We start from the raw sequence: 21,534 nt of genomic DNA, 5'->3' as shown, positions 1-21,534 counted from the left end.
CCCTATTCGATCGTCAGGAACCGCTGCACCAGCGAAGCCAGCAGCACCGCCAGCAGCGGCAGCGAGAACCAGAAGCTGCTCTGCAGCCACCGCAGCTGCCGCACGCTCGGCGGCACGGCCACCCGGACGATCTCGCGGGCCGTCAGCAGCAGGATCAGCGCGATGGCCGCCAGGCCCCCGACCACCGACCACGGCGTCCAGGTCACCTGCGGCCCGATCGGACCGGGATCGGCCTTCGGGACCTCGCCCGCCGGCTGCTCGCGCAGCGCGTACATCGTCACGTCGGTGTTGGCGAAGACCTTCTTCAGCTCCCGCCGCTCGTCCAGGTTCCGGATCAGCCGCGACTCCCAGGTCGCCGAATAGCCCACGTCCATCCGCAGATAGGTGACCTGACCACGGTTGATCATCAGATACGAGTTCGGGCCCGCGTCCTTGAGCGCCTTGACCAGGCCCGACACCAGCACCGGGTCAGGCGGCGCCAGCGTCGGCAGGTACTCCACCTTCTCCATGTCCCGCGAGCCCCACGGCATCGACGGCGTCACGACGTTGACCGGGTCGTCGCTCAGCCACAGCAGCCGCACGGTCGGATCGTCATGGGCGTACACGTACTCCATGGCGGCGACCTCGCCGGGCCGGATCCGCTCGAACGGCTCGTTGCCCCAGCGGGCCACCAGGAAGCCGCCCATGAGGACGAGGCCCGCCATGAGCGCGGCCAGCGGGGCGAGGCTCACCTTGTCCTTGTCGCGCTCCTTGGCGGTGACGCCGGTGCGCGGGAAGAGGGCGAGTCCGGCCAGCAGGGCCGCGCCGGGCAGGGCGAACATGAAGACGCGCAGCGCCATCTCGCCGCCGTACGACTGCATGCCGAAGCCCAGGAACGGCACGAAGGTGAGGACGAGGAGCGAGCGCTCGCGGTAGTGGTGGAAGCGTCGGCGCCACCAGCCCCAGCAGGCGAAGGCCATCACCCCGCCGGCCAGCAGCACACGCGTGTACAGCACCAGCTTGTGGGTGGAACTGCCGCCCTCGATACGGCCGGAGACGGAGGACGACACGTTGCTGCCGACGCCGCCGACGCCGCCGAAGAGTTCGTCGAAGTGCCCCGACCAGTACGGCTCGGCGAGGAAGCCGATCCAGACCGTCACCATGACGCCGAACAGGATGGGCAGGCCCCGCAGTTCGGACTTGCCGATCAGGACGAGCCCCGTCAGCACGCCCAGCATCACGAACGGCGTGAGCTGGTGGGCCGGGACGCTCGCCGCGAACAGCCCGATCACGACCGCCAGCAGCACGGCCTGCTGCCGCCGGTTCGCCGGCTCGACCTCGACCTCGCCGGGACGGCGCTTCGTCCAGAGCACCCCCGGCGCCCGGAACCAGACCAGCAGGATCGCCGCGAAGACGAGGTACAGCAGGTACGTGAAGCCCTGCGGTGAGAAGTAGTCCTGGCCCACCCAGCCGCTGAGCACGAAGATCCAGATGCCGGTCCACCGGGCCCGCCAGCTCGCCCGCATCGAGCGCACCAGCAGGAACATCGGGACCAGGTAGAGCAGTTGCATGGCCAGCGGCCACCAGCGGATGACCTCGCTGAGGTCGCTCACCCCGCACGCCTTCGCGGCGAACGCGGCCACCGCGAAGAAGCCGGGCCAGCTCCAGCGCGCGTCCAGGTCGGGCACGGCCGACCCGGTGCGGTCGATGTAGTCGAGGAAGCCGAGGTGCTGCCAGGCCGTCGCGAACCGCGGCTCGGTCTCGATCAGCGCGGGCAGGGCGTGCAGTGACACGACCGTCGCGAGCAGGGTGACCAGCAGCAACGCCCGGTGCTCCCGGCCCAGCCACAGCAGCGAGGCGAACACCACCGCGAGCAGCGCGGCGCCGACCAGGGTGGGCGTCGGCAGCACCGAGATCAGCCCGAGCCCGCCCATGCCGTCCAGATCGGCCTCGCCGAGCCGCAGCGCGGGCACCCAGTACAGCAGCAGCGCGGCGGTCAGCAGACAGCCGAGGACGACCCCGAGGCGGGTGGGCAGCAGCCGCTCACGCCAAGTCGGCGAGGGCGCGTCGGACGGTCGTACGGCCTCTTCGCGCATGGGCGGCTCTTCCCGTACGGCGGACTCCTGCCGTACGGCAGCCTCCTCGCGCTCCTCCGGTACGGCCTCTTCGCCCTTGCCCGCGTCGAAGTCGGCCTCGAACGGCGCGTCCACCTCCGCGGGCCCCGTCGACGCCTCCGAGCCCGGCTCCCTCTCCTCCACCGGCAGCCCGAGTTCCGGCTTGCGGGCCCAGGCCGGCCGGTGGTCCGGGCGGACCGGCGGCGTGCCCGTGGGCGGTGTGCCGGGTCCCGGGCGGACGTCGGGGCGGCGTTCCAGGTGGTCGAAGTCGACGTGGATGCCGAGCGCGAGGGTGTCGGTGTCGAGCGCCCATCCGGGCCCGCGCCTGCGCGCCCCCTCGGGCACCTCGCGCGCCCCCAGGTCGGCGAGGTCACCGTCGGGGGCCGCGTCCTCGGGGACCTCGGCCGAGGTCGCCCGCGCGGTCCGGTACAGCTTGGGCGCGGCGATCGTGACGATCACCGAGAGGGCGACGATCTCGGCGACACCGGCGCCGGTCAGGCCCATCCGGGGGAGCAGCAGCAGCGTCAGACCGAGCACCAGGGCGCACAGCAGGCCCTGCAGCCAGGCCAGTCCGGCGGTGCGGCTCTGCGCGCGCAGGACCGCGAAGTACGTCTCCATGACGACCCGCAGCAGCGCGCCGACCGCGAACCAGCGCAGCAGCGGAGTCGCCGCGACCGCGTACCCCTGGCCGAAGACGCCCAGGATCCAGGGCGCCCCGAAGAACAGGATCGCCGCGACCGGCACCATGATCCGCGCCATGCGCCGCAGCGCGGCCCGGGTGTTGGCGGCCAGCCGCCTCGGGTCGTGCGAGCCCTCGACGGTGAGGGAGGCGCCCATGTTGATGGCGAGCAGGTTGACCGTGCCACCGATGGTGGCCGTGATGTAGAAGTAGGCGTTGTCCTCGGCGGAGACCTGCGCGGCCACGATCACCGGGATGAGATAGACCACGGCGAGGGAGAACAGCGAGCCGGTGTAGTCGCCCGCCAGGAACCTCCCGATCTCCCGCAGGGACGGCGGACGGGTGTGCTCCTCCGTCGCCTTCACATGGCGTGGCACCAGACGCCGGAACACCAGCCAGCCCAGCGGCAGCACGGACACCGCGATCGCCGCGACCCACGAGACGAAGACCCCCGCGGTGGGGATCGCCACCGCGAAGGCCACCAGCAGGCCCAGCTTCACCGCCGAGAACACGGTGTTGCCGACCGGCACCCACACCGCGCTGCGCAGCCCCGTCAGCACACCGTCCTGGAGCGTGAGCAGGTTCCAGGCGATGACGGCCACGACGAAGAAGAGTCCGTTGACCGGTCCGTTCAGGAACCGGTACGACGGCCCCCACAGGTCCAGCGTCAGCAGGAAGCCGCCCGCCGCCAGCGCGACCACCACACAACTGCCCGCGTACGTCCGGAAGATCAGCCGCCCGCTGCGTCGGCCCGCCACCGGGATGAAACGGGCCAGCGCTCCCGTCAGCGTCACCGCGGTCAGTCCCGCGAGGAACTTCATCGCGGCGATCGCGGCGGAGCCCTGCCCGACCGCGGACTCGGAGTAGTAGCGCGCGGCGGCCAGCCAGAAGCCGAGCCCCAGTACGGCGGAGATGCCCGTGTTGATCATCAGGGCGTAGGCGTTGCGGAACAGCTGACTGCCCCCGGAGGACCCGCCCATGCCGGGCAGGCGAAGCCGGCGCCCCGACTGCTCGGGCGCCGCACTGTCGGTCGACGCGGGCTCGGTCGTGGTCGTCGTGTCAGACACGGGAACGGATGGCCTTCCGGCGGACCTGTCGGGCTCTGCGGACCACGGCGTACCCCTTGGTCAGGGCACGGTCCCGGGCGAAGGTGCGGGCGATGGCACGGCCCTCGACCATCCGCCGGAACTCCTCGGCGCCGGTGGTGCGGCGCACGGTGAGGCGGGTGAGGGCGTACGGCCCCTGCCGCCGCCGCGCGAGGCCGTTGTTGACGGCCAGCGCCTGGGCGTACCCCGTCTCGTGCACCGCCTCGCGCACCCGGCGGCTGGAGTAGCCGTACGGGTAGGCGAACGAGGCCGGGACGGCGCCGAGTTCGTCGCTGACGATCTCCTTGCAGAGGATCAGCTCGGAGCGCAGCCTGTCGTCCGGCAGCTGGTCCAGCTGCGGATGCGTGTGGCTGTGGCCGCCGATCTCGACGTCCGCCTCCGCGAGTTCGCGGACCTGGTCCCAGTCGAGCATGGTGTCCAGGCCGCCTCCGGTGTCGTGCGGCCCCTTCAGCCAGCCCGTGGAGACGAACACAGTGGCCGGGAAGCCGTGCTTGGCGAGCACGGGCAGGGCGTGCCGGTGCACGCCCTCGTAGCCGTCGTCGAAGGTGATCAGCACCGGCCGCTCCGGCAGCGGCCCGCCCGAGCGCCAGCGCGCCGCGAGATCGGCGGTCGTCACGGGCGTGAGCCCGAGATCGCCGATCAGCGCCATCTGTTCCGCGAACGCCTCCGGCGCCACCGACAGCTCCCGGGTGGCGTCGTTCGGCGAGGTGGAGACGGCGTGGTACATGAGAATCGGTACGCGCCCGTCGGTCATCCGCTGCCCCCCTCGACGCCGGCCTCCCCCTCGGTGCCGGCTTTCCCTTCGATCCCCGCCACCGAGTACGTAACGTCGCCCCGGCGGGCCCGGACACTCCCCACGACGTACCCACCGGCCGCCGTCAGCACCCCCGCGACGATCGCCCCGGCCCGCCCCGCACCGCCCGGCCGGGCCAGCACCGCGTCCCGCAGCCCGCGCGCCACCCCGGCCGGCAGCACCCGGGTGGTGTACCGGCGTTCGGACTCAAGTCCCTTGTCCGTGCCCACACTTCGGGCCACCAGCGCCTTCGACAGGCCCTCGGCGTACGTCCGGGTGCGGAAGTACCGGAAGTGCTCGCGCGGCCCGGGCACCCGGTGGTGGATCACCGCACGGTCGTCGATCAGCAGGACCGCGTCGGGCCGGGCCCGGGTGAGCCGGATGCACAGCTCCGTCTCCTCGCAGCCCAGCGGCAGCCGGTCGCCGTCGCGTCCGATGCCGGTGGCGAAACCGCCCGCGAAGTCGAACGCCGTACGCCGGAAGGAGGCGTTGCCGCCGAGGACGTTGCGTACCTTCACGCGGCCGTGCGGCAGGCCCCGGTAGGTGCAGCCCACCACCCAGTCGAACTCCTCCGGGAACCAGTCCGGCCGGCGCCCCGACGCCCAGATCGGCTCGGTGCGCCCGCCGACGGCCATGACCCGCGGGTCGGCGTACCCGGCCGCGAAGTGCCTCAGCCAGTCGCGCTCGGCCACCGCGTCGTCGTCGAGGAACGCGATCACCTCGCCGTACGAGGCGGCGATCCCCGTGTTGCGGCCGGCGGACAGGCCGCGGGGGCCCGCGTTGGCGAGCACCCGCACCTCGGTCGCGCCTTCCCCGGACTCCTTGTACTCCTTGGTCAGCCGGTCCAGGAGCGCCGCGTTGTGGTCGACGACCAGCAGCGTCTCCAGGGCCGGATACGCCTGCGCCCGCACCGAGGAGACCGCCGCGAGGATGTCCTCCCAGCGGTCCTCGGTGTACACGCAGATCACGACGGAGATGTCGGGACCGCTCAAGACGCCTCTCCCCGGGCCGAGCCGAGCACCTGGGAGTGGTTCCTGCGGCCGCGCAGGGCGCGCCGGTTGGAGCGCTCCTGGAGGATCACCTTGAGCACCCTCAGCCCGTCCCGCACGGCCCGCAGATTGCTCGTGCCGTGGATACGCAGGTACTCGTGGCTGGGGATCTCCTGCACCTTCAGCCCCGCCTTGACGACCCGGATGTTCATCAGGGTCTCCACCTCGAAGCCGGTGCAGTCGAGGTCGATCTTGTCCAGGCAGTGCCGCCAGAACGCGTTGTAGCCGTAGCAGAGATCGGTGTAGCGGGCGCCGAACTTGCGGTTGACGGCCGTGCACAGCGCCCAGTTGCCGAGCTTGCGGATCGGCGTCATGTCGTCGGTGCCGCCGCCGTTGGCGAAGCGGGACCCCTTGGCGAAGTCCGCGCCCGAGACCAGGGCGGAGACGTAGCTCAGGATCTCGTTGCCGTCGGCCGAGCCGTCCGCGTCGACCATCACGATGATGTCGCCGGTGGCCGCCTCGAACCCGGTGATCAGGGCATCCCCCTTGCCCCGCCCGCGCTGTCGCACGACCTTGACGTCCGGCCACAGCTCACGGGCCACGTCGACGGTGTCGTCGGTGGAGTTGCCGTCCACCAGGACCACTTCGTGTATCCAGTCCGGGAGTGTCTTGAAGACGTACGGAAGGTTCTCCGCCTCGTTCATGGCCGGGATCACCACGCTGACCGGTGGCGCGATGGCCAGGTGCGAGGAGACGGGCCGGTACTTGCCGGCTGTGGACGGACCTTGGTCCGCGACCGCCGGGCGCAGCACAGAGCTCATGAGTCTGGTCCCTCTCGTCCGGTGGACCGCCCGCCCCTGGGCGGCCCGGTGTTTTGTCCGGTTCGAAAGGGGGGTATCTCACCTACGGCACGGCCGAAAGGATCTCCGTGCGCGCATGGTGAGCTGGCATGTCTGGCCGACCACCCAAAATCGGCAGCCGGTCGCGCGGCACGACTCGGTCACAAGTGCGGACACCGTCACCGAGCACCCCCCTACCGCGCCTCGCGCCGGGACTGTCGCGGTCTTGAGCCCTCCCCTAGAGCCGCATGCTGACAGTCCGATGCGAGTGAGATGTACGACGGTATTGATGAATGAGCCTGTATGGCAAGAGCTGGAACGAGCTCTCACGTTTTTGTTGGTTTGGCCGTAACCGGCCGTGTTGTCTCAGCCGTTACCGGCGTCCCGAACGGATCTTCCCCATGCCTTTGAGGAGGCGGTCCGCCGGTTCGAACAGCCCCGGCCGTGCCTGCACGGTGTTGCGCAGCGCCCGGACCGGAGCACGCCGTGCCCGGTGTCCGAACGCGACCGGGTGACGCCGGGTCACCCACCCCTCCGACACCGTCAGCTCGCGTGTCTTCAGGGAGTCCTTGTATTCCTTCTGGCCCCGCCCGAGGTCCAGATAGGCGATGCCGTCGGCGGCCGCCGCCTCGGCCATGCGCAGATGCAGGACCAGGCCCGGCGAGTACTTCGAGAACGCCGGGTCGTAGGCCGGGAACCAGCACGCCAGCACCCGCTCGCCGCGCAGCCCGAAGTGCGCGGCGATCGACTCGCCGCCCGCGTACAGCACCGACAGGATCCCCGCGAACGGCTCGGAACGGGTGTGGAACAGCTGCTCGACGAGCCGGGTGATCCACTCGTGCGCGAAGCGGTCGCTGCGCCCGGTCCTGCGGTACTGCGCGGACTTCCACGCCATCAGCGTGCGCAGGGCCGCCGGATCGCGCTCGTCGTGCACGTACCGCACGCCGTCGTGGTCCCGGCCGAGCTTGCGCTCCTTGGCGAGCGTCGTCTTCGTGAACTTCGGTGACCGCTCCCGCAGTTGGCTCAGATACGCCTCGTACCCCTGGTCGATGTCCATGACCGGGGACGGGAACGTGCCGGCGGCGTCCGACTCGAACGCCGCCTGGCCCTCCACCAGGTGGTCGAACTCCCACACGGCGAGCCCGCACGCCTTCAGCAGCTCCCGGGCGTCCCAGGTGAACCCGGGTCGGTGCACGACTCCCTGGGCGTCCGAGACGCCGAGTCCGATGGCCCGGCCCACGCCGGTCGCCGTGCGCTGGAACGGGAAGAAGGCGGCCGGCTCGCCGCGCTCCCGTACGACCGCGATCCGCACCCCGCGCCGGCAGCGGCCGATCGCGAGCGCGAACTCGGGCGAGAGGAAGGGGTTGCCCAGCTCGGGCGAACCCTGCAGATGGGCCTTGGACTGCAAGGAGGTCCACGCCGCCCGGTCGGCGGCGCTGAGCTCGCCGGGGCGGTACACGCTGATGTCCACGTCAGTCAGTCCGCCTTCTCGACGTACGGCCGCGCAGCCGCCGTACCAGGACCAGCAGGAGAACGAGGGCGCTGATCGCGGTCACGGCCACGATCCCGCCGGGCACCGACCACCGGTGCACGGCCAGCATGCCCTGGGCCACCAGCATGTTGAGGACGACCGCGCCCGCCACGGCGGCCACGGAGCGGCCGAAGGGTTCCAGCCCGCGCAGCGCGGCGGCGATCGCCCCGGCCGGCGCCGCGAGCAGGAAGAACAGGGTGAACGGCCCGCGCAGCGGCGAGTGAGACCCGACCAGCGCGAGCACCGCGCCGAGTCCCCCCACGGCCGTCGCGGCACCGGCGAGCAGCGGCGTCAGGTCCCTCCCCGGTCCTGGCCGCGCACGCTCGGCGTCCTGAGACGCAGCTGTCTTGACACGTATGGTCTGCATTGGCGACTTTGCCCCCCGAAGCGCCGGATGCCGGGCTTCAATGTGGCTCAGCTCCGTGGGGGCCGTCAAGACGTCCCCTGGAACAGGACGTTCCCCGGAGACGGCGGGCGTCTCCGGGGAACCATGGGGTCACATCGTGCGGTGCGCGGTTACGGCACGAGCTTCAGGAGCCGGTTGGGCGAACCGCTGCCGGGGCTGGTGACCACGTTGGTCGTGGCGCCCCCGGTCAGGGCCGAGGCGACCGCGGCCGGAGTGGCCGAGGTGTGGTTCGCCAGGTAGACCGCGGCCGCGCCCGCGACGTGCGGAGTCGCCATCGACGTGCCGGAGATGGTGTTGGTCGCGGTGTCGCTGGTGTACCAGCCCGCCGTGATCGAGGAGCCGGGGGCGAAGATGTCCAGGACCGAGCCGTAGTTGGAGTAGCTGGCACGGGCGTCGGAGCTGGTGGTGGCGCCCACCGTGATCGCCGCCGAGACCCGGGCCGGGGAGTACGAGGAGGCGTTGGCGCTGCTGTTGCCCGCCGCGACCGCGTAGGTCACTCCGCTGGCGATCGAGTTGGCGACCGCGGTGTCCAGCGAGGTGGAGGCGCCGCCGCCGAGCGACATGTTGGCGACCGAGGGACCGGAGTGGTTGTCGGTCACCCAGTCGATGCCCGCGATGACGCCCGCGGTGGTGCCGGAGCCGGCGTTGTCGAGCACCCGCACCGCCACGATCTTCGCCTTCTTGGCGACGCCGTAGGTCGAGCCCGCGATGGTGGTGGCCACATGGGTGCCGTGGCCGTTGCCGTCGGAGGCGGTGGTGTCGCCGTCGACGGTGTCGTAGCCGTAGGTGGCCCGACCGCTGATCTGCTGGTGCGTGATGCGCACCCCGGTGTCGATGACGTACGCCGTCACGCCGCTGCCCGCGCTGTCCGGGTAGGTGTAGGTGCCGGAGAGCGGAAGCGCGGCCTGGTCGATGCGGTCCAGGCCCCAGGGGGCGCTGGACTGCGTGGTGTCGGCAAGGTGGACGCGCTGGTTCTGCTCGACGGAGGCGACCGCCGGGTCGGCCGCGAGTCTCCTGGCCTCCGTCGCCGAGAGGGTGGCGGAGTAGCCGTTCAGCGCCTTGGTGAACGTCTTCTTCACCGAGCCGCCGTACTCCTCGACCACGTCCTTGCCCGCGGCCGAGGACGCCTTGAGGCCCGCGCTCTTCTTGAGCGTGACGATGTAGCTGTCCTTGATCGCCGTGGGGGAGCCGGCGGCCAGGACCTTGCCCTCGGCCGGGGCGGCCTGGGCGGGGAGGGTGGTGAGCCCGCCCACGAGGGCGGCGGTCGCCAGGCTGGTTATCGCGGCGAACCGAAGCTTGTTGCTACGCAGTTGTGCCATTACGAGGGAGTCCTCCTCAAGGCGGTGCGCATGGGTGGTGCGCGCACATGTGGGGGGTGCGTGCGTGGTCGCACGCACGGCCTGGAACGTCGCGTTCCCGTTCTCAAGCCGAGGTAAAGGATCTGTGCTTCCTAGGTGACGGACAAGGGAGTTGACGACCTGTCAACAATCCTGTCATGAACACGAAATCAACCACATGGCGAACCCACAGGAAGGGCGCCGTCATGCCCGGAAAAGTCTTGGCATGGACACTTCCCGTCAACACGCGTAGTTGGTACGACGGTTATGGCAGAGATCCTGCTATAGGGAGGTTCCATGAGACGTTCCCGACTTTCCGTATACGTCGCCTCGCTCCTCCTCGCCGTGTGCGCCGCCCTCACCGGGGCCGCCAGTGCGCAGGCCGCCGACACCGCCGCCGCGGGCGGCTATGTGGCCCTCGGCGACTCCTACTCCTCCGGTCTCGGCGCGGGCAGCTACATCGGCGGCAGCGGCGACTGCAAGCGCAGCACGAAGGCGTACCCCTACCTGTGGGCCGCCGCGAACTCACCCTCGACCTTCGACTTCACGGCTTGCTCAGGCGCTCAAACGGGTGATGTCACCACAAGCCAGCTCGGCCCGCTCAGCTCCGCCACCGCACTCGTGTCCGTCTCGATCGGCGGCAACGACGCCGGATTCGCCGACATCATGACGACCTGTGTCCTCCAGGGCGACAACGCCTGTGTCTCCCGCATCAACACCGCGAAGGCGTTCGTCGACTCGACGCTGCCCGGCCGGCTCGACACCGTCTACACCGCCATCCGGACCAAGGCCCCGTCCGCCCATGTGGTCGTGCTCGGCTACCCCCGCTTCTACAAGCTGGGCGTGTCGGGGTGCATCGGCCTCTCCGAGACCAAGCGCAGGGCGCTCAACGGCGCCGCCGACCACATCAACGCCGCCACCGAGAAGCGCGCCCTGGACCACGGCTTCACCTTCGCCGACGTCCGGCCCGCCTTCACCGGACACGAGCTCTGCTCCGGCAGCTCGTGGATGCACGCCGTGAGCTGGCTCAACATCCCGGAGTCGTACCACCCGACGGCCGCGGGCCAGTCGGGTGGTTATCTGCCGGTGCTGGACGCCGCGGCCTGACGCCTAGGCGCTCGGCGACCCGGTAGGCGTTGGCGAGACCCCGCCCGTCGGGGTCTTCGTCACACAGGTCACCGAGAACGGGACCGAGTTGGACCTGGTCTCCACCGGGTCGCGGACCTCGACGCTGATCTCGTTCTCGAACGTCCCCGTCTCGTCGCCCGTCGTCACGAACGCCCTGTCCTGCTTGGTCCGCCCGCCCCCCGCAGGGAACGACAGGGTCTTCCACCCCTGGTCCATGACGTCGCCGTCCTTCGACACCCAGCGATAGCTGACCTGCGCCGGCAGCCGCCCCACGGTGAACGTCGCCGTGAAGGAGGGGGCGTCGCCGCTGGGCGGCGGACAGGACCCGGAGTACTCCGTGCCGGAGCCCGCCAGCGACACCCGTACGGACTGCGGCGGGGGAGTGGTCGTACGGTCGGCGCTAGGACCGGGCGTCGGGTCCTGGCCCCCGCCGACCGCGTTCTCGTCCTCGGTCCCGGTCGGCGAGGCCCCGCCACCGGTCTGTGTGGTGGTGTCCTTGCCGCCCGCCTCCTTCCCGCCGTTGCCGTCCCCGCTGTTGAGCAGGGCGTACGTCAGTCCCGCCACAGCCAGGGCGAGGGCGGTGACGCCCGCGACCAGGGCGAGCCGGGCACGGCGGTCGCGGTCGGGGCGGACGGGGGCGGTGCCCCGGCCAGGAGTGGCGGCCGGTGCGGGCCTGGTCGGTCCGGGCGGCGGCACCGGAGCCGTCGCCGCGGTCTCCGAGGGCGTCGCGAACGCCGCGACGGTCGGGCTGTAGGGGGTCGTCCCCTGTACGGCGTCCGCGCGCGCCGTCCCTCCCGCGCCGACGATCCGCAGGTCCTGCTCGGCCCGGTCGGCCGGCAGCCGCTCGGCCGGGTCCTTGCGCAGCAGCCCCTCGATGACGGGAGCGAGCGGCCCGGCCCGGCGGGGCGGGGGCAGCTCCTCGTCGACGATCGCGCGCAGGGTGCTGAGCGGGGTGTTCTGGCGGAACGGGGAGTGGCCCTCCACCGCCGCGTACAGAAGGACGCCGAGCGACCACAGGTCGGACTCCGGACCGGGTGTGCGGCCCAGGGCCCGCTCCGGGGCCAGGAACTCGGGGGAGCCGATGACCTCGCCGGTCATCGTCAGCGCGGAGCTGCCCTCGACCATGGCGATCCCGAAGTCCGTGAGGACGACCCGGCCGTCGTTCGACATCAGCACGTTGGCCGGCTTCACGTCACGGTGCAGCACCCCGGCCTCGTGCGCGGCCCGCAGCGCGGCCAGCACCTCGGCCCCGATGTGCGCGACGCGCTGCGGGTCCAGCGGGCCTTCCGCGTCCAGGAGCTCGGCCAGCGAGATACCGCGGACCAGCTCCATCACGATCCAGGGCCGGCCGTCCTGCGTGGCCACGTCGTACACCGTCACGACATTGCGGTTGGCGACCCGCGCCGCCGCCCACGCCTCGCGCTCCAGCCGGGCGTACATCCGCTCGATCTCCGGCGCCGGGAGCCCGTGCGGCGCCCGCACCTCCTTGACGGCCACCTCGCGGTACAGCAACTCGTCACGGGCCCGCCACACGGTGCCCATGCCGCCCTCGCCGAGCGGGGACAGCAGGCGGTAGCGGCCCGCGATCAGCCGTTCACTGCCAGGTTCTTCGGACACGGGCGTCCCCCCATCGCATCCGTGTGAAATCTCCACTCCGCACGATTTCTACCCAAAAGTAGCTCAGCCGAGTGCGGATGCCGCCCCCTGGAGAACCAATCCGGCCCCGATCAGTACGACGAGCACCGCGGATCCCAGTGGCGCTGTCCTGCGGACGAAGACCGTCAGGGGGTGGGCCATCCAGCGGGGCTGCCCGTCCAGCACCCGCGCCACTCCCGTACCCAGCCGCACGACGGCGAACCCGGCCGCGGTGAGGGTGAGCGCGAGCCCGACGCCGTAGGCGACGACGAGCAGCAGCCCGAACCACGCCTTCCCGAGCGCCGCGGCGCCGACGAGCACGACGACCGCGGAGGGACTGGGCACGAGCCCGCCCGCGAAGCCGAGAAGGATCGTGCCGCGCAGGGTGGGGGCGGTGGAGTGGGTGTGGGTGAAGCCGTTGTGGGTGTGGGTGAGGAGGCCGTGGGTGCGGGTGGGGGTGTGGTCGTGCCCGTGGTGGTGGTCGTGCTCGTGCTGGTGGCTGTGGTGGTGGTCGTGGGCGTGGGCGTGGCCACGCGTGGGCGCGGGGGCCTCCGCCGAGGAGGGGGCATGCGCGGCGACCAGGACCGGTTGCCGCTCGTGGGCATGGTCGTGATCGTGCGTGTGGGTGGGGCCCTCGTGATCGTGGGAGTGCCCGTGCCCGTGCGGATGGTCATGCCCGTGCGGGCGCCCGTGGCCGTGCTTCCGGACGTGCCAGGCGCGGCGTACGAGCGTGGCGCCCGCCGCGATCACCAGGGCGCCGCTCGCGACGCCCAGCCAGGTGATCACCGAGGGAGCCGCCGCCGAACCGGCCGTGACCAGGAGGCCGAGGGCGACCACACCCAGGGTGTGCGTGACCGTCACCGAGGCGGCCAGGGGCAGGACGTCCTTCATCCGGGCCCGGCCGCCGCGAGCCGCCGCCACCGCGGCCATCAGGGTCTTGCCGTGGCCCGGGGCGAGCGCGTGCATCGCCCCGAGGAAGATCGAGAGGACCAGGGCGAGGGCGGCGAATCCGACGGTGAGGTCCTGGCGGGAGACCAGGCCGTCCAGGGCCCGCGTCCAGCGGTCGGCGCCGCGCGGCAGGACGGACGAGGCGGGGGTGTCCTGTTCCGCCTCGGCGAGGGCGGGTCCGCCCGGGCGCACCCGCAGGGACGCGGTCTTCGCGTCGGCCGGCGAGGAGAGCAACTCCTCGGGGTACTCGGTCAGTTCCCGGGAGACCGACTCCTTCGGTACGTCCGACGCGGCGAGCGTCATACGGTCCCCGCGCGCCGTGATCTCCCGCCAGCCGGGGCCGGCCTCCGCGCCCGCGCCGCGGAAGCCGAGGGCTACCGTGGTGTCCGCGGGGAGCCGCGCCGTCAGCCGGCACTCCACGCGGAGGGTGTCGAGCCCCGCCTGACCGGGCCGCACGCGCGCGTGGCTGCTGTTCAGCGTCAGTTCGACCGTGCGGCCGTCCACGGTGACCTCGCTGCCCCGCGCGGCGTCCGCGCACCGCTGCCGGGCCCACGCCGCCATGCCCGTCCTGTCGATGTCCGGCTCGGCCTGCGTCGCCGGGATCTCGGCGAGGTCCTCGACATGGTGCACGCGCAGTTCGCCGGGGGCGGCGACGAGGCCGTCGTAGCGGTTGACGGTGAAGTTGCCGAGAGGGTGCGCGCTCGCGGAGCCGGCGGGGAACAGCGCCAGCGCGCAGGCCGCCGTCAGAACGGCCGCGGCGCAGGCGAGCAGACGACGAGCGGTCACTTGGCCGCCTCCAGGTCCTTGAGTGCCGTACGGGCTTCGCGGGCGCCCAGCGGTGAGAAGCCGGGGTTCAGCTTCAGCGCGGCGCGCAGGTGTTCGCCGGCGTCCTCGGCGTGGCCGGTGGCGCGCTCGATGATCCCGCGGTGGTAGAGGAACGCCGCGTTGCGGTATCCGGTGGCGGTGGCCTCACGGGCGTAGGGGAGCGCCTCCTCGTCCTTGCCGTTGACGTGCAGGGCCCAGGCGAGGGCGTCCGCGGTGTGCACGGTCCGGCGGCGGTCCCACTCGGCGCGGGCGGCGCGCAGCGCGGACGCCTTGTCGCCGTGGTCGGCGGCCGCGAGGGCGGTGTCGAGGTCCGCGTTGACGCCGTTGGCGCGGGCGAGGGCTGTCCAGGCGTCGACGAGGGCGTACTGGTCGTCGGCCCTGACCTTGTCGCCGGCCGCCTCGTACAGCTCGCCGAGTTCGACGAGCGGACCCGGGAGGGGATAGCGGGAGACGACGTCCTTCAGGCCCTTGAGCGCGCCGTCCCGGTCACCGCTCGCGGCCTGCGCGCGGGCGCGGCCCTCGAGGGCGGGAACGTAGTTCTCGTCGGCGGCCAGGGCACGGGCGTAGTGGGTGAGCGCGGCGTCGTAGTCGCCCTGGTTCCAGGCGAGTTGGCCCAGCTGAGTGGCGACGTACGTGATGTCGCCGGGGGTGGTCGCCGAGGAGAGCGCCTGGTCCAGCACCCGCTCGGCCGTCCGTACGTCGCCGCGCAGTTCCCGCACGTACGCGTAGCGCGTGAAGACCGGGATGCCCGGGCGGCGGTCGTCGGCCGTCTCGGCGGCCTTGGCGGCGTCGGCGTAGCGGCCGAGTTCGACGAGGGCGTCGGTGCGGGAGCACAGGGCGCGTTCGCTGTAGGGGTTCACCTTCAGCGCCTTCTCGGCGTAGTGCAGCGCGTCCTCGAAGTCGTGCCGGGCGGCGGCCAGGGCGGCGCGGCCGGCGAGAGCCTGGTCGTTGTCGGGGCTCAGCTCCAGTGATCGCTCGAAGGCCTGCTCGGCCTGCGGGTAGCGGGAGGGGTCGCCCTTGGTGCGGGCCTGCTCGACGTAGGCCAGCCCCAGCGTCGCCCAGCTGGTGAAGTCCCTCGGCTGGTCGCGGAGATGGGCCTGGAGGGAGGAGATGGCGGTGTCGAGGTCGCCGGACGCGAGGAGGCCGGGAGAGACGGCGGCGGAGGCGGGGGCGACGCTCTGGACGTCGTTGTCGCGGGCCGCGCTGAGCGCGATGGATCCGGCGGTGAGGGCTATGGCCAGCAGGGCGGAGCATCCGGCCAGGTGCAGCCCCCTGCTGCGGCGGGCGGCCGCGGCGACGCGGCGTACGGCGGCGATGCGCTGCTCACTGGCTTTGCCGCCCCCGCCGCCCCTGCCCGTCCCCTCCTCAAGGGGCTCCGCCCCTTCGACCCCGCCAGAGGGCTCCGCCCCCTGGACGGGCTGCTGGGGTTCGCTGTCGTTCGTCCGCGGGGCCATGCCCTCTCCTCGATCGGCTTGCCGGCAAAGGCTGTTGTCGCGTGCGGCGGCGCGGCCCGCGCCGTGGGGGATGAGTACTTCGCGAGCCGCGCCAGTGGACGGGCCGGTTCGGCAGCGCCCCTCAGGGGCGCGGGGATCTGCGCGACCGGCCACAGCCGGCCCGCAGACAGCCGACGGCCTAGTACGCCCTGTCCCGCATCCGGCGCCACCACAACAGGGCCCCGCCGATCAGCAGGATGCCCAGGGCGCCGGCGCCGGCCGACCCGGCGATCAGGGTCGTGTCATCCATGCCGGAGGCACCCGCGCCCGCCGGCTGGAGCGCGTCGCCGAGCTGGCTGCGGACGTCGGTCTCGCCGTCCGTGCCCTTGGCGAGCGGGCCGCGGGAACCCTCGGTCGGCAGGGCGACGTACGGGAAGGCCTTCTCGAAGTCCTTGTCGTTCTTGTCGACCGCGTCGCCCAGGTCGTTCTTGGCGCCCAGCAGTTCACCCTCGACGACCTGGAGCGAGGCGTCGATCACGTCGTCGGTGAGGCGACGGCCGTTCGGGAAGCCCGCGTTGTCACCGTCGAGGACACCGAGCCGCTTGGGCTTGTCCGCCGGCTTGATCGAGGTGTTCAGGCGCAGCATCTCGGAGGGCGTGACGTGCGGGGGCTGGTTCAGCCCCTCCACGCCCTTGAGGAAGACGTCGACCAGGTCGTTGCGCGGCTCGTCGGGGGCCGGGATCTTGTAGATCGCCTCGATGAGCTTCGGCAGCTCCGGGTTGGTGACGTTCTTCAGGAACTGGGCGTCCTCCCAGGGCGCGGACGCGTTGAACTTGTCCTTGTCCTTCAGCGGGTTGACGACCTCGTTCACCAGCGGACTGCCGAGCCGGGAGACCTGCTCGAAGTAGCCCTGCGCGTTCTTGCGCTGGGTCGTCGACCAGATGCCCACGACCGGCTGGTCCGACGACTCCGTGATCATGTGCGTCGGGACCTGGAGGGCGACCGAGTTGACGTTGTAGCCCTTGAGCGTGTCGTTGCCGACCTCGGAGAGGTTCCCGCCGTACAGCAGGTCGAAGACGCGCAGGTCCAGGAAGAACGGGTCGTCGGCCTGCCCGGCGAACGACGTCGCGTCGCCCGCGAGCTTGTGCACGGCCTGCTCGCGCAGCTTGGCGTAGTCCGGCATCGACGCCTTGCCGACGTTCGACGGAGCCACCGGCACGTCGTTGGCGACCTTCGTCTTCGACACCACGTGCTGGTCCTTCAGCTTCAGCAGCTCGATGTCGTACGTCTGCGTGATGTTGAGGTCCTTGTCGTCCAGGCTCTCGACCGGACCGGTGTTGTACAGGAACGTCTTCTTGTTCTTGATGTGCGTGTCGAAGGTGAAGCGGTAGAGCAACTCGCCCTGCGCGTCACCGTTGTTGTCGATGTGGATGTCGTACTGCGCGTCCTCGGCGAACGTGAAGAAGTTCGGTCCGCCGGCCGGTTCCTCGAAGGGGATCCAGTTCGCGATGATCGTCGTCGAGTCCGGCTTGTCCGGGCTGACGAACGCGTACACGTCCGTGTTGTCGTACTGCGGTGTCCCCGAGATGAGCGGGGCCTCGCGGTGACTGGAGGCGGAGGCCGCCCCCGGTTCCAGCGCGGTCACGCCGGCGGCTGCGAGCCCCCCGGCGGCCAGCGCACCACACACAAGGGTCGCGAGGCCCCTGCGTCCCGCACCGCTCCTGGAATTAGGTGTCATGCCGTCCGTCCTCAGTGCCAACTTGCCTGACGAACCCGATTCGGAGCCGTCGCCAGGGTGGATTGGTCCAATCCCAAGCGTTCTTACGGCGGAACTGGAAAGTTGTTTCATCACCGGACCACCCGCGTTTTCGGCCCGCTGATCCGTAACCCCATCCGGAGGTGGGTCCGTTGCGAATACCTCGTGGGACGAGACGGCCGCGCTGCGGTCTGACTGGAGGGGGAGACGAGTTGGAGGCGGACGAGCTGCTGGTGCTCGTGGCGGGCGGTGACCAGAAGGCGTTCGAGGAGTTGTACGGGCTGGTCTCCGGGCCGGTGTACGGGCTCGTGCGGCGGGTGCTGCGCGACCCCGCCCAGTCCGAGGAGGTGGCCCAGGAGGTGCTGCTCGAACTGTGGCGGTCCGCCGCGAAGTTCGACCCGCGCAAGGGCAGCGCCCGGTCGTGGGTCCTCACCCTCGCCCACCGGCGTGCCGTCGACCGGGTGCGCAGCGCCCGCGCGGCCGGCGAGCGCGAGCAGCGTGAGGCGCTCCGCGCGAACCACCCGGCCTTCGACCACGTCGCCGAGGAGGTCGAGGCCGGTCTGGAACGCGAATGGGTGCGCCGCTGCCTCGACCGCCTCACCGCCCTGCAACGCCAGTCCGTCACCCTCGCCTACTACGACGGCTACACCTACCGTGAAGTGGCCGAGCGGCTGTCGCTGCCGCTGGGCACGGTCAAGACCCGGATGCGCGACGGACTCACCCAGCTGCGCAAGTGCCTGGGAGGTGCCGCATGAGCTTCGCCGACCGACTTCTCGGCCGCGGGGACCTGCACTCCCTGGCCGCCCCCTATGCCCTGGACGCCCTGGAACCCGCCGAGCGCCACCGCTTCGAGAAGCACCTGCGGACCTGCGACAACTGTGCCGCCGAGGTGCGGGTCCTGTCCGAGGACGCGGTCCGGCTCGCCTGGTCGGCGGCCGCCCCGCCGCCGGCCGCGATGCGCGACCGGGTGCTGGCCGCCGTACGCGCGACGCCGCAGGAGTCCCCCGGGCGGGAGACGGCACGCGCGCGTGCGCCCCAACTGCCGCCGCATGTGTGGGGCACCCAGCCGCCGCCGCGCACCCGTGCGACCAGGCCGCGCCCCTTGCTGGTGCCGTTCGCCACGGCCACGGCCGCCGCGGCCCTCGTCGTCGCCTCCCTCTTCGCCGTCCAGGCCGACAGGACGCAGGAGCAACTGGACGCGCAGCGGGCTCAGGCAAGTGAGATCGCTAACGTTCTCGCCGCACCTGACGCCCGGGCGACCGCCGGCGAGGACGCGGAGGGGCGGACGATCGGAGTGGTCGCCTCCGCATCGAAGGGGCGCGCGATCGTCACTCTGAGCGGATATGGCGAGCTGTCGAGCGGCCGGGTGCACCAGCTCTGGTTGATGCGCCCCGATGTGCAACCGCGCTCCCTCGGGCTTTTCGACGGCGACACGCCCTTGATCGCCTCCGGTCTCGACAAGTCGGCGACGTCACTGGCTGTGACCGTCGAGCCCGACGGGGGGTCAGCGCAACCCACCAGCCAGCCCGTTGTCCAACTCGCCCTGAAATCGGTTGGATTCGGAGAGTAATCAAGGATGGGTCGTCAACACCCTTACGGGGAAGGTGAATCCTGTGACCGCGATACACGCGTGCCCCACCGGGGCGATAGGGTTAACCTGCCCGGGCCGGGTGGACTCGTACGGGTGGGGAGTGACATGGATCAGATAGCAGTGCGCAGCAGGGCGAGGGTCCCTGCGATCACCTGCGGCAGCAGCGCGACCAGTTCGCGTCTCGACCGCCATCTCTCGGTGCTGGCGGGTCCCGCCGTGCCGCAGAGAGAAGCGGCCGAGGCGACCTCGCTGATGCTTGAGCTGACCAGTCGTGACACCACGCAGCGCAGTGACAGGGGTGCGCGGGTTCGCCGCGTCTCGCTCTTCGCCCCGCTGCGCAGGCTCCGCCGTTCACTCTTCGGCGGGCGCTGAGCCGCACCGGCGACCCTCGGACAACCTCGAAAGCCCGCGCTCGGCAGCTCACCCGCCCCGGTGCCGTACCGCGCTGCCTGCCGTCCGTCATCCCCACGGCAGGCAGCGCCGTTCCGGAGGGCCACCCGAGCGCGGGCACGTTCCCCACTCCACCCACCCCGCTCAACGGCCCGCGTCCCCCGGGTAACAGGTCTGTCACGCCCGCAGGTTGTCGGGCACTAGTCACTCCACGACGAAAACCGCGACGGCGACCCATTGGGTCGCCGTCGCTTCAGTTGTGACTACCCGTGATCACTCGCCGCGCGTGTACCGGCGTACGGCGAGCGGTGCGAACACCGCGAGCAGTACCGCGCACCACGCCAGCGACCCGGCGACGGGATGGGCGACCGGCCAGGCGGCGCCGTCCGGTACGGGCGCGTTGCCGAAGAGGTCCCGCAGGGCCGTGGTGACCGCGCTGATCGGGTTCCACTCGGCGAGCGTGCGCAGCCAGCCCGGCAGGCCGTCGGTCGGAATGTACGCGTTGGACAGCAGCGGCAGGATGAAGGTCGCCCCGCCCAGCTGGCCGGCGGCCTCCTCGTTGCGGGTCAGCAGCCCGAGGAATATCCCCACCCACGCCGTCGCGAACCGGAAGAGCAGCAACAGCGCCACCGCGCCCGCGGCTTCGAGCGCCGAGCCCTCGATCCGCCAGCCCACCGCGAGCCCGACCAGCAGAAACGGCACGGTCCCGGCGGCCGTCACGATGAGATCGGCGCAGGCCTGCCCCAGCGGCACGGCGGCCCGGCTCACCGGCAGCGTCCGGAAGCGGTCCATCACGCCACGGTGCGTGTCCTGGGCGGCCTGGAACATGCCGGTCATCAGCCCGTTGGCCGCGGTCGCCACCAGCAGGCCGGGCACCAGGAAGGACCGGTACTCCGCGCCGGGCATCGCCAGGGCGCTGCCGAGGACGTAGCCGAAGAACAGCAGCATGGTGATCGGCATGGTCTGGGTCAGGATCAGCAGCCCCGGGTTGTTCCGGATCCGCAGCAGCTGACGGCCCAACATCGCGCCGCTGTCGTACGTCAGGGCGGTCATGCCGCACGCTCCTCGTCCTGGGTCTCGTGGGTCTCGTGGGTCTCCCGGGCTTCCTGGGTGAGCCGCAGGAACGCGTCGTCGAGAGTCGGTGGTTTCAGGCTGGCGTCCAGCAACGGCACGCCGGCCGCGTCGAGTTCGCGCACCAGTCGGGGGAGCGTGAGCGTGGAGTCCCGGGTGACCGCGGCGACGGCGCGCCGCTCGTGGTCGAACGACGGTTCCGCGCCGGTGAGTTGATCCAGTACGCCCGCCGCCTTCACCATCACGTCGGGGTCGGTGACGACGACCTCGACATGCGCGCCGATGACCGACTTGAACTGCGCGGGCGAACCCGTGTGCGCGACCCGTCCGCGGTCCATCAGGGCGATGTCGTCGGCGAGTTGGTCGGCCTCCTCCAGATACTGCGTGGTCAGCAGCACTGTCGTGCCGTCGGCGGTCAGCTCCCGTACGGAGTCCCAGATCCGGTTGCGGCTGGCGGGGTCGAGGCCGGTCGTCGGCTCGTCCAGGAACAGCACCTCGGGACGGCGCAGGAGGCTCGCCGCGAGGTCGAGGCGGCGCCGCATCCCGCCCGAGTAGGTGGACGTCGGCCGGTCGGCCGCCTCGGTCAGCCCGAAGCGGTCGAGGAGGTCGGCGGCCCGCTCGGCCGGCCCGCGCACCCGGTGCAGCCGGGCGAACAGCCGCAGGTTCTGGCGGCCGGTGAGGTCACCGTCGACCGAGGCGTACTGGCCGGTGACGCCGATGCTGCCGCGGACGGCGGTCGGGTCGCGGAGCAGGTCGTGCCCGGCGACCCGGGCCGAGCCGGCGTCCGGGCGCAGCAGTGTGGTGAGGAGCCGGATGGCCGTCGTCTTGCCCGCGCCGTTGGGGCCGAGGAGGCCGCAGACGGTGCCCTGCGCGACGGCCAGATCGAGTCCGCGCAGGGCGTGGACCTCGCCGAATCGCTTCTCCAGGCCTTCACTAAGTACAGCGTACGTAGAAGTCATGGGTCGACCATAGTGCACTACGTAC

General features: G+C 71.6%; 17 protein-coding genes. 4 read left to right on the top strand and 13 right to left on the bottom strand.

Features of this window, described 5'->3' with window-relative positions:
- Positions 1-2: 2 nt before the first annotated feature.
- The 7 genes from ACFU95_RS29080 to ACFU95_RS29050 form a co-directional block, all read right to left on the bottom strand.
- On the bottom strand, positions 3-3,839 hold the full coding sequence (locus ACFU95_RS29080; protein ID WP_383833005.1) for a lipopolysaccharide biosynthesis protein: 3,837 nt from the start codon (positions 3,837-3,839) through the stop codon (positions 3-5).
- Positions 3,832-4,632, bottom strand: a complete 801-nt coding sequence (locus ACFU95_RS29075) for a polysaccharide deacetylase family protein (protein ID WP_383833002.1) — start codon at positions 4,630-4,632, stop codon at positions 3,832-3,834. Before ACFU95_RS29075 ends, ACFU95_RS29080 begins: the two co-directional genes overlap by 8 nt.
- Positions 4,629-5,663, bottom strand: a complete 1,035-nt coding sequence (locus ACFU95_RS29070) for a glycosyltransferase family 2 protein (RefSeq protein ID WP_383832999.1) — start codon at positions 5,661-5,663, stop codon at positions 4,629-4,631. Before ACFU95_RS29070 ends, ACFU95_RS29075 begins: the two co-directional genes overlap by 4 nt.
- On the bottom strand, positions 5,660-6,481 hold the full coding sequence (locus tag ACFU95_RS29065; RefSeq protein ID WP_383832996.1) for a glycosyltransferase family 2 protein: 822 nt from the start codon (positions 6,479-6,481) through the stop codon (positions 5,660-5,662). The genes ACFU95_RS29070 and ACFU95_RS29065 overlap by 4 nt, the downstream gene beginning before the upstream one ends.
- A gap of 391 nt (positions 6,482-6,872) precedes the next feature.
- The gene (locus ACFU95_RS29060; protein ID WP_383832994.1) at positions 6,873-7,970 is read right to left on the bottom strand and encodes a GNAT family N-acetyltransferase; all 1,098 of its coding nucleotides are present in this window, start codon (positions 7,968-7,970) and stop codon (positions 6,873-6,875) included.
- Position 7,971: 1 nt separating this feature from the next.
- Positions 7,972-8,397 carry a hypothetical protein gene (locus ACFU95_RS29055; RefSeq protein WP_383832991.1) on the bottom strand — a complete coding sequence of 142 codons (426 nt, stop codon included), beginning with the start codon at positions 8,395-8,397 and terminating at the stop codon, positions 7,972-7,974.
- A 149-nt stretch (positions 8,398-8,546) separates the two neighbouring features.
- Positions 8,547-9,755 (bottom strand): S8 family peptidase, encoded by a 1,209-nt coding sequence (locus ACFU95_RS29050; RefSeq protein WP_383832989.1) that lies wholly within the window; start codon positions 9,753-9,755, stop codon positions 8,547-8,549.
- Between the two features lie 315 nt (positions 9,756-10,070).
- Here ACFU95_RS29050 and ACFU95_RS29045 point away from each other — a divergent pair, with 315 nt between their 5' ends.
- The gene (locus tag ACFU95_RS29045; RefSeq protein WP_383832987.1) at positions 10,071-10,880 is read left to right on the top strand and encodes an SGNH/GDSL hydrolase family protein; all 810 of its coding nucleotides are present in this window, start codon (positions 10,071-10,073) and stop codon (positions 10,878-10,880) included.
- Positions 10,881-10,883: 3 nt separating this feature from the next.
- Here ACFU95_RS29045 and ACFU95_RS29040 read toward each other — a convergent pair whose 3' ends face one another.
- The 4 genes from ACFU95_RS29040 to ACFU95_RS29025 form a co-directional block, all read right to left on the bottom strand.
- Positions 10,884-12,518 (bottom strand): serine/threonine-protein kinase, encoded by a 1,635-nt coding sequence (locus ACFU95_RS29040; RefSeq protein ID WP_383832985.1) that lies wholly within the window; start codon positions 12,516-12,518, stop codon positions 10,884-10,886.
- Positions 12,519-12,581: 63 nt separating this feature from the next.
- Positions 12,582-14,270: a nickel transporter gene (locus ACFU95_RS29035; protein WP_383832983.1), complete on the bottom strand. Its 1,689-nt coding sequence runs from the start codon at positions 14,268-14,270 to the stop codon at positions 12,582-12,584.
- Positions 14,267-15,763, bottom strand: coding sequence for a tetratricopeptide repeat protein (locus tag ACFU95_RS29030; protein WP_383832981.1), 1,497 nt, complete (start codon positions 15,761-15,763; stop codon positions 14,267-14,269). The genes ACFU95_RS29035 and ACFU95_RS29030 overlap by 4 nt, the downstream gene beginning before the upstream one ends.
- 178 nt (positions 15,764-15,941) lie before the next feature.
- The gene (locus ACFU95_RS29025; protein WP_383832979.1) at positions 15,942-17,480 is read right to left on the bottom strand and encodes a DUF4331 domain-containing protein; all 1,539 of its coding nucleotides are present in this window, start codon (positions 17,478-17,480) and stop codon (positions 15,942-15,944) included.
- A gap of 230 nt (positions 17,481-17,710) precedes the next feature.
- Here ACFU95_RS29025 and ACFU95_RS29020 point away from each other — a divergent pair, with 230 nt between their 5' ends.
- From ACFU95_RS29020 to ACFU95_RS29010, 3 genes are all read left to right on the top strand, one after another.
- The gene (locus ACFU95_RS29020) at positions 17,711-18,253 is read left to right on the top strand and encodes a sigma-70 family RNA polymerase sigma factor (RefSeq protein ID WP_383832977.1); all 543 of its coding nucleotides are present in this window, start codon (positions 17,711-17,713) and stop codon (positions 18,251-18,253) included.
- A complete protein-coding gene (locus tag ACFU95_RS29015; protein WP_383832975.1) occupies positions 18,250-19,068 on the top strand; it encodes an anti-sigma factor domain-containing protein in 819 nt (272 codons plus the stop codon). Before ACFU95_RS29020 ends, ACFU95_RS29015 begins: the two co-directional genes overlap by 4 nt.
- Positions 19,069-19,194: 126 nt before the next feature.
- Entirely contained in the window at positions 19,195-19,461 is a 267-nt protein-coding gene (locus ACFU95_RS29010; protein ID WP_383832973.1) for a hypothetical protein, read from the top strand.
- 291 nt (positions 19,462-19,752) lie between these two features.
- Here the strand turns inward: ACFU95_RS29010 and ACFU95_RS29005 are convergent, their stop codons facing one another.
- Positions 19,753-20,532, bottom strand: a complete 780-nt coding sequence (locus ACFU95_RS29005; RefSeq protein WP_383832971.1) for an ABC transporter permease — start codon at positions 20,530-20,532, stop codon at positions 19,753-19,755.
- Positions 20,529-21,509: an ATP-binding cassette domain-containing protein gene (locus ACFU95_RS29000; protein WP_383832969.1), complete on the bottom strand. Its 981-nt coding sequence runs from the start codon at positions 21,507-21,509 to the stop codon at positions 20,529-20,531. Before ACFU95_RS29000 ends, ACFU95_RS29005 begins: the two co-directional genes overlap by 4 nt.
- Between the last annotated feature and the right edge of the window lie 25 nt (positions 21,510-21,534).

The organism is Streptomyces sp. NPDC057623 (assembly GCF_042800355.1).
In the GTDB taxonomy this organism is placed as follows: domain Bacteria; phylum Actinomycetota; class Actinomycetes; order Streptomycetales; family Streptomycetaceae; genus Streptomyces.
Note: the sequence above shows the minus strand (reverse complement) of the source record. Positions and strands in the feature narration are given on the sequence as shown.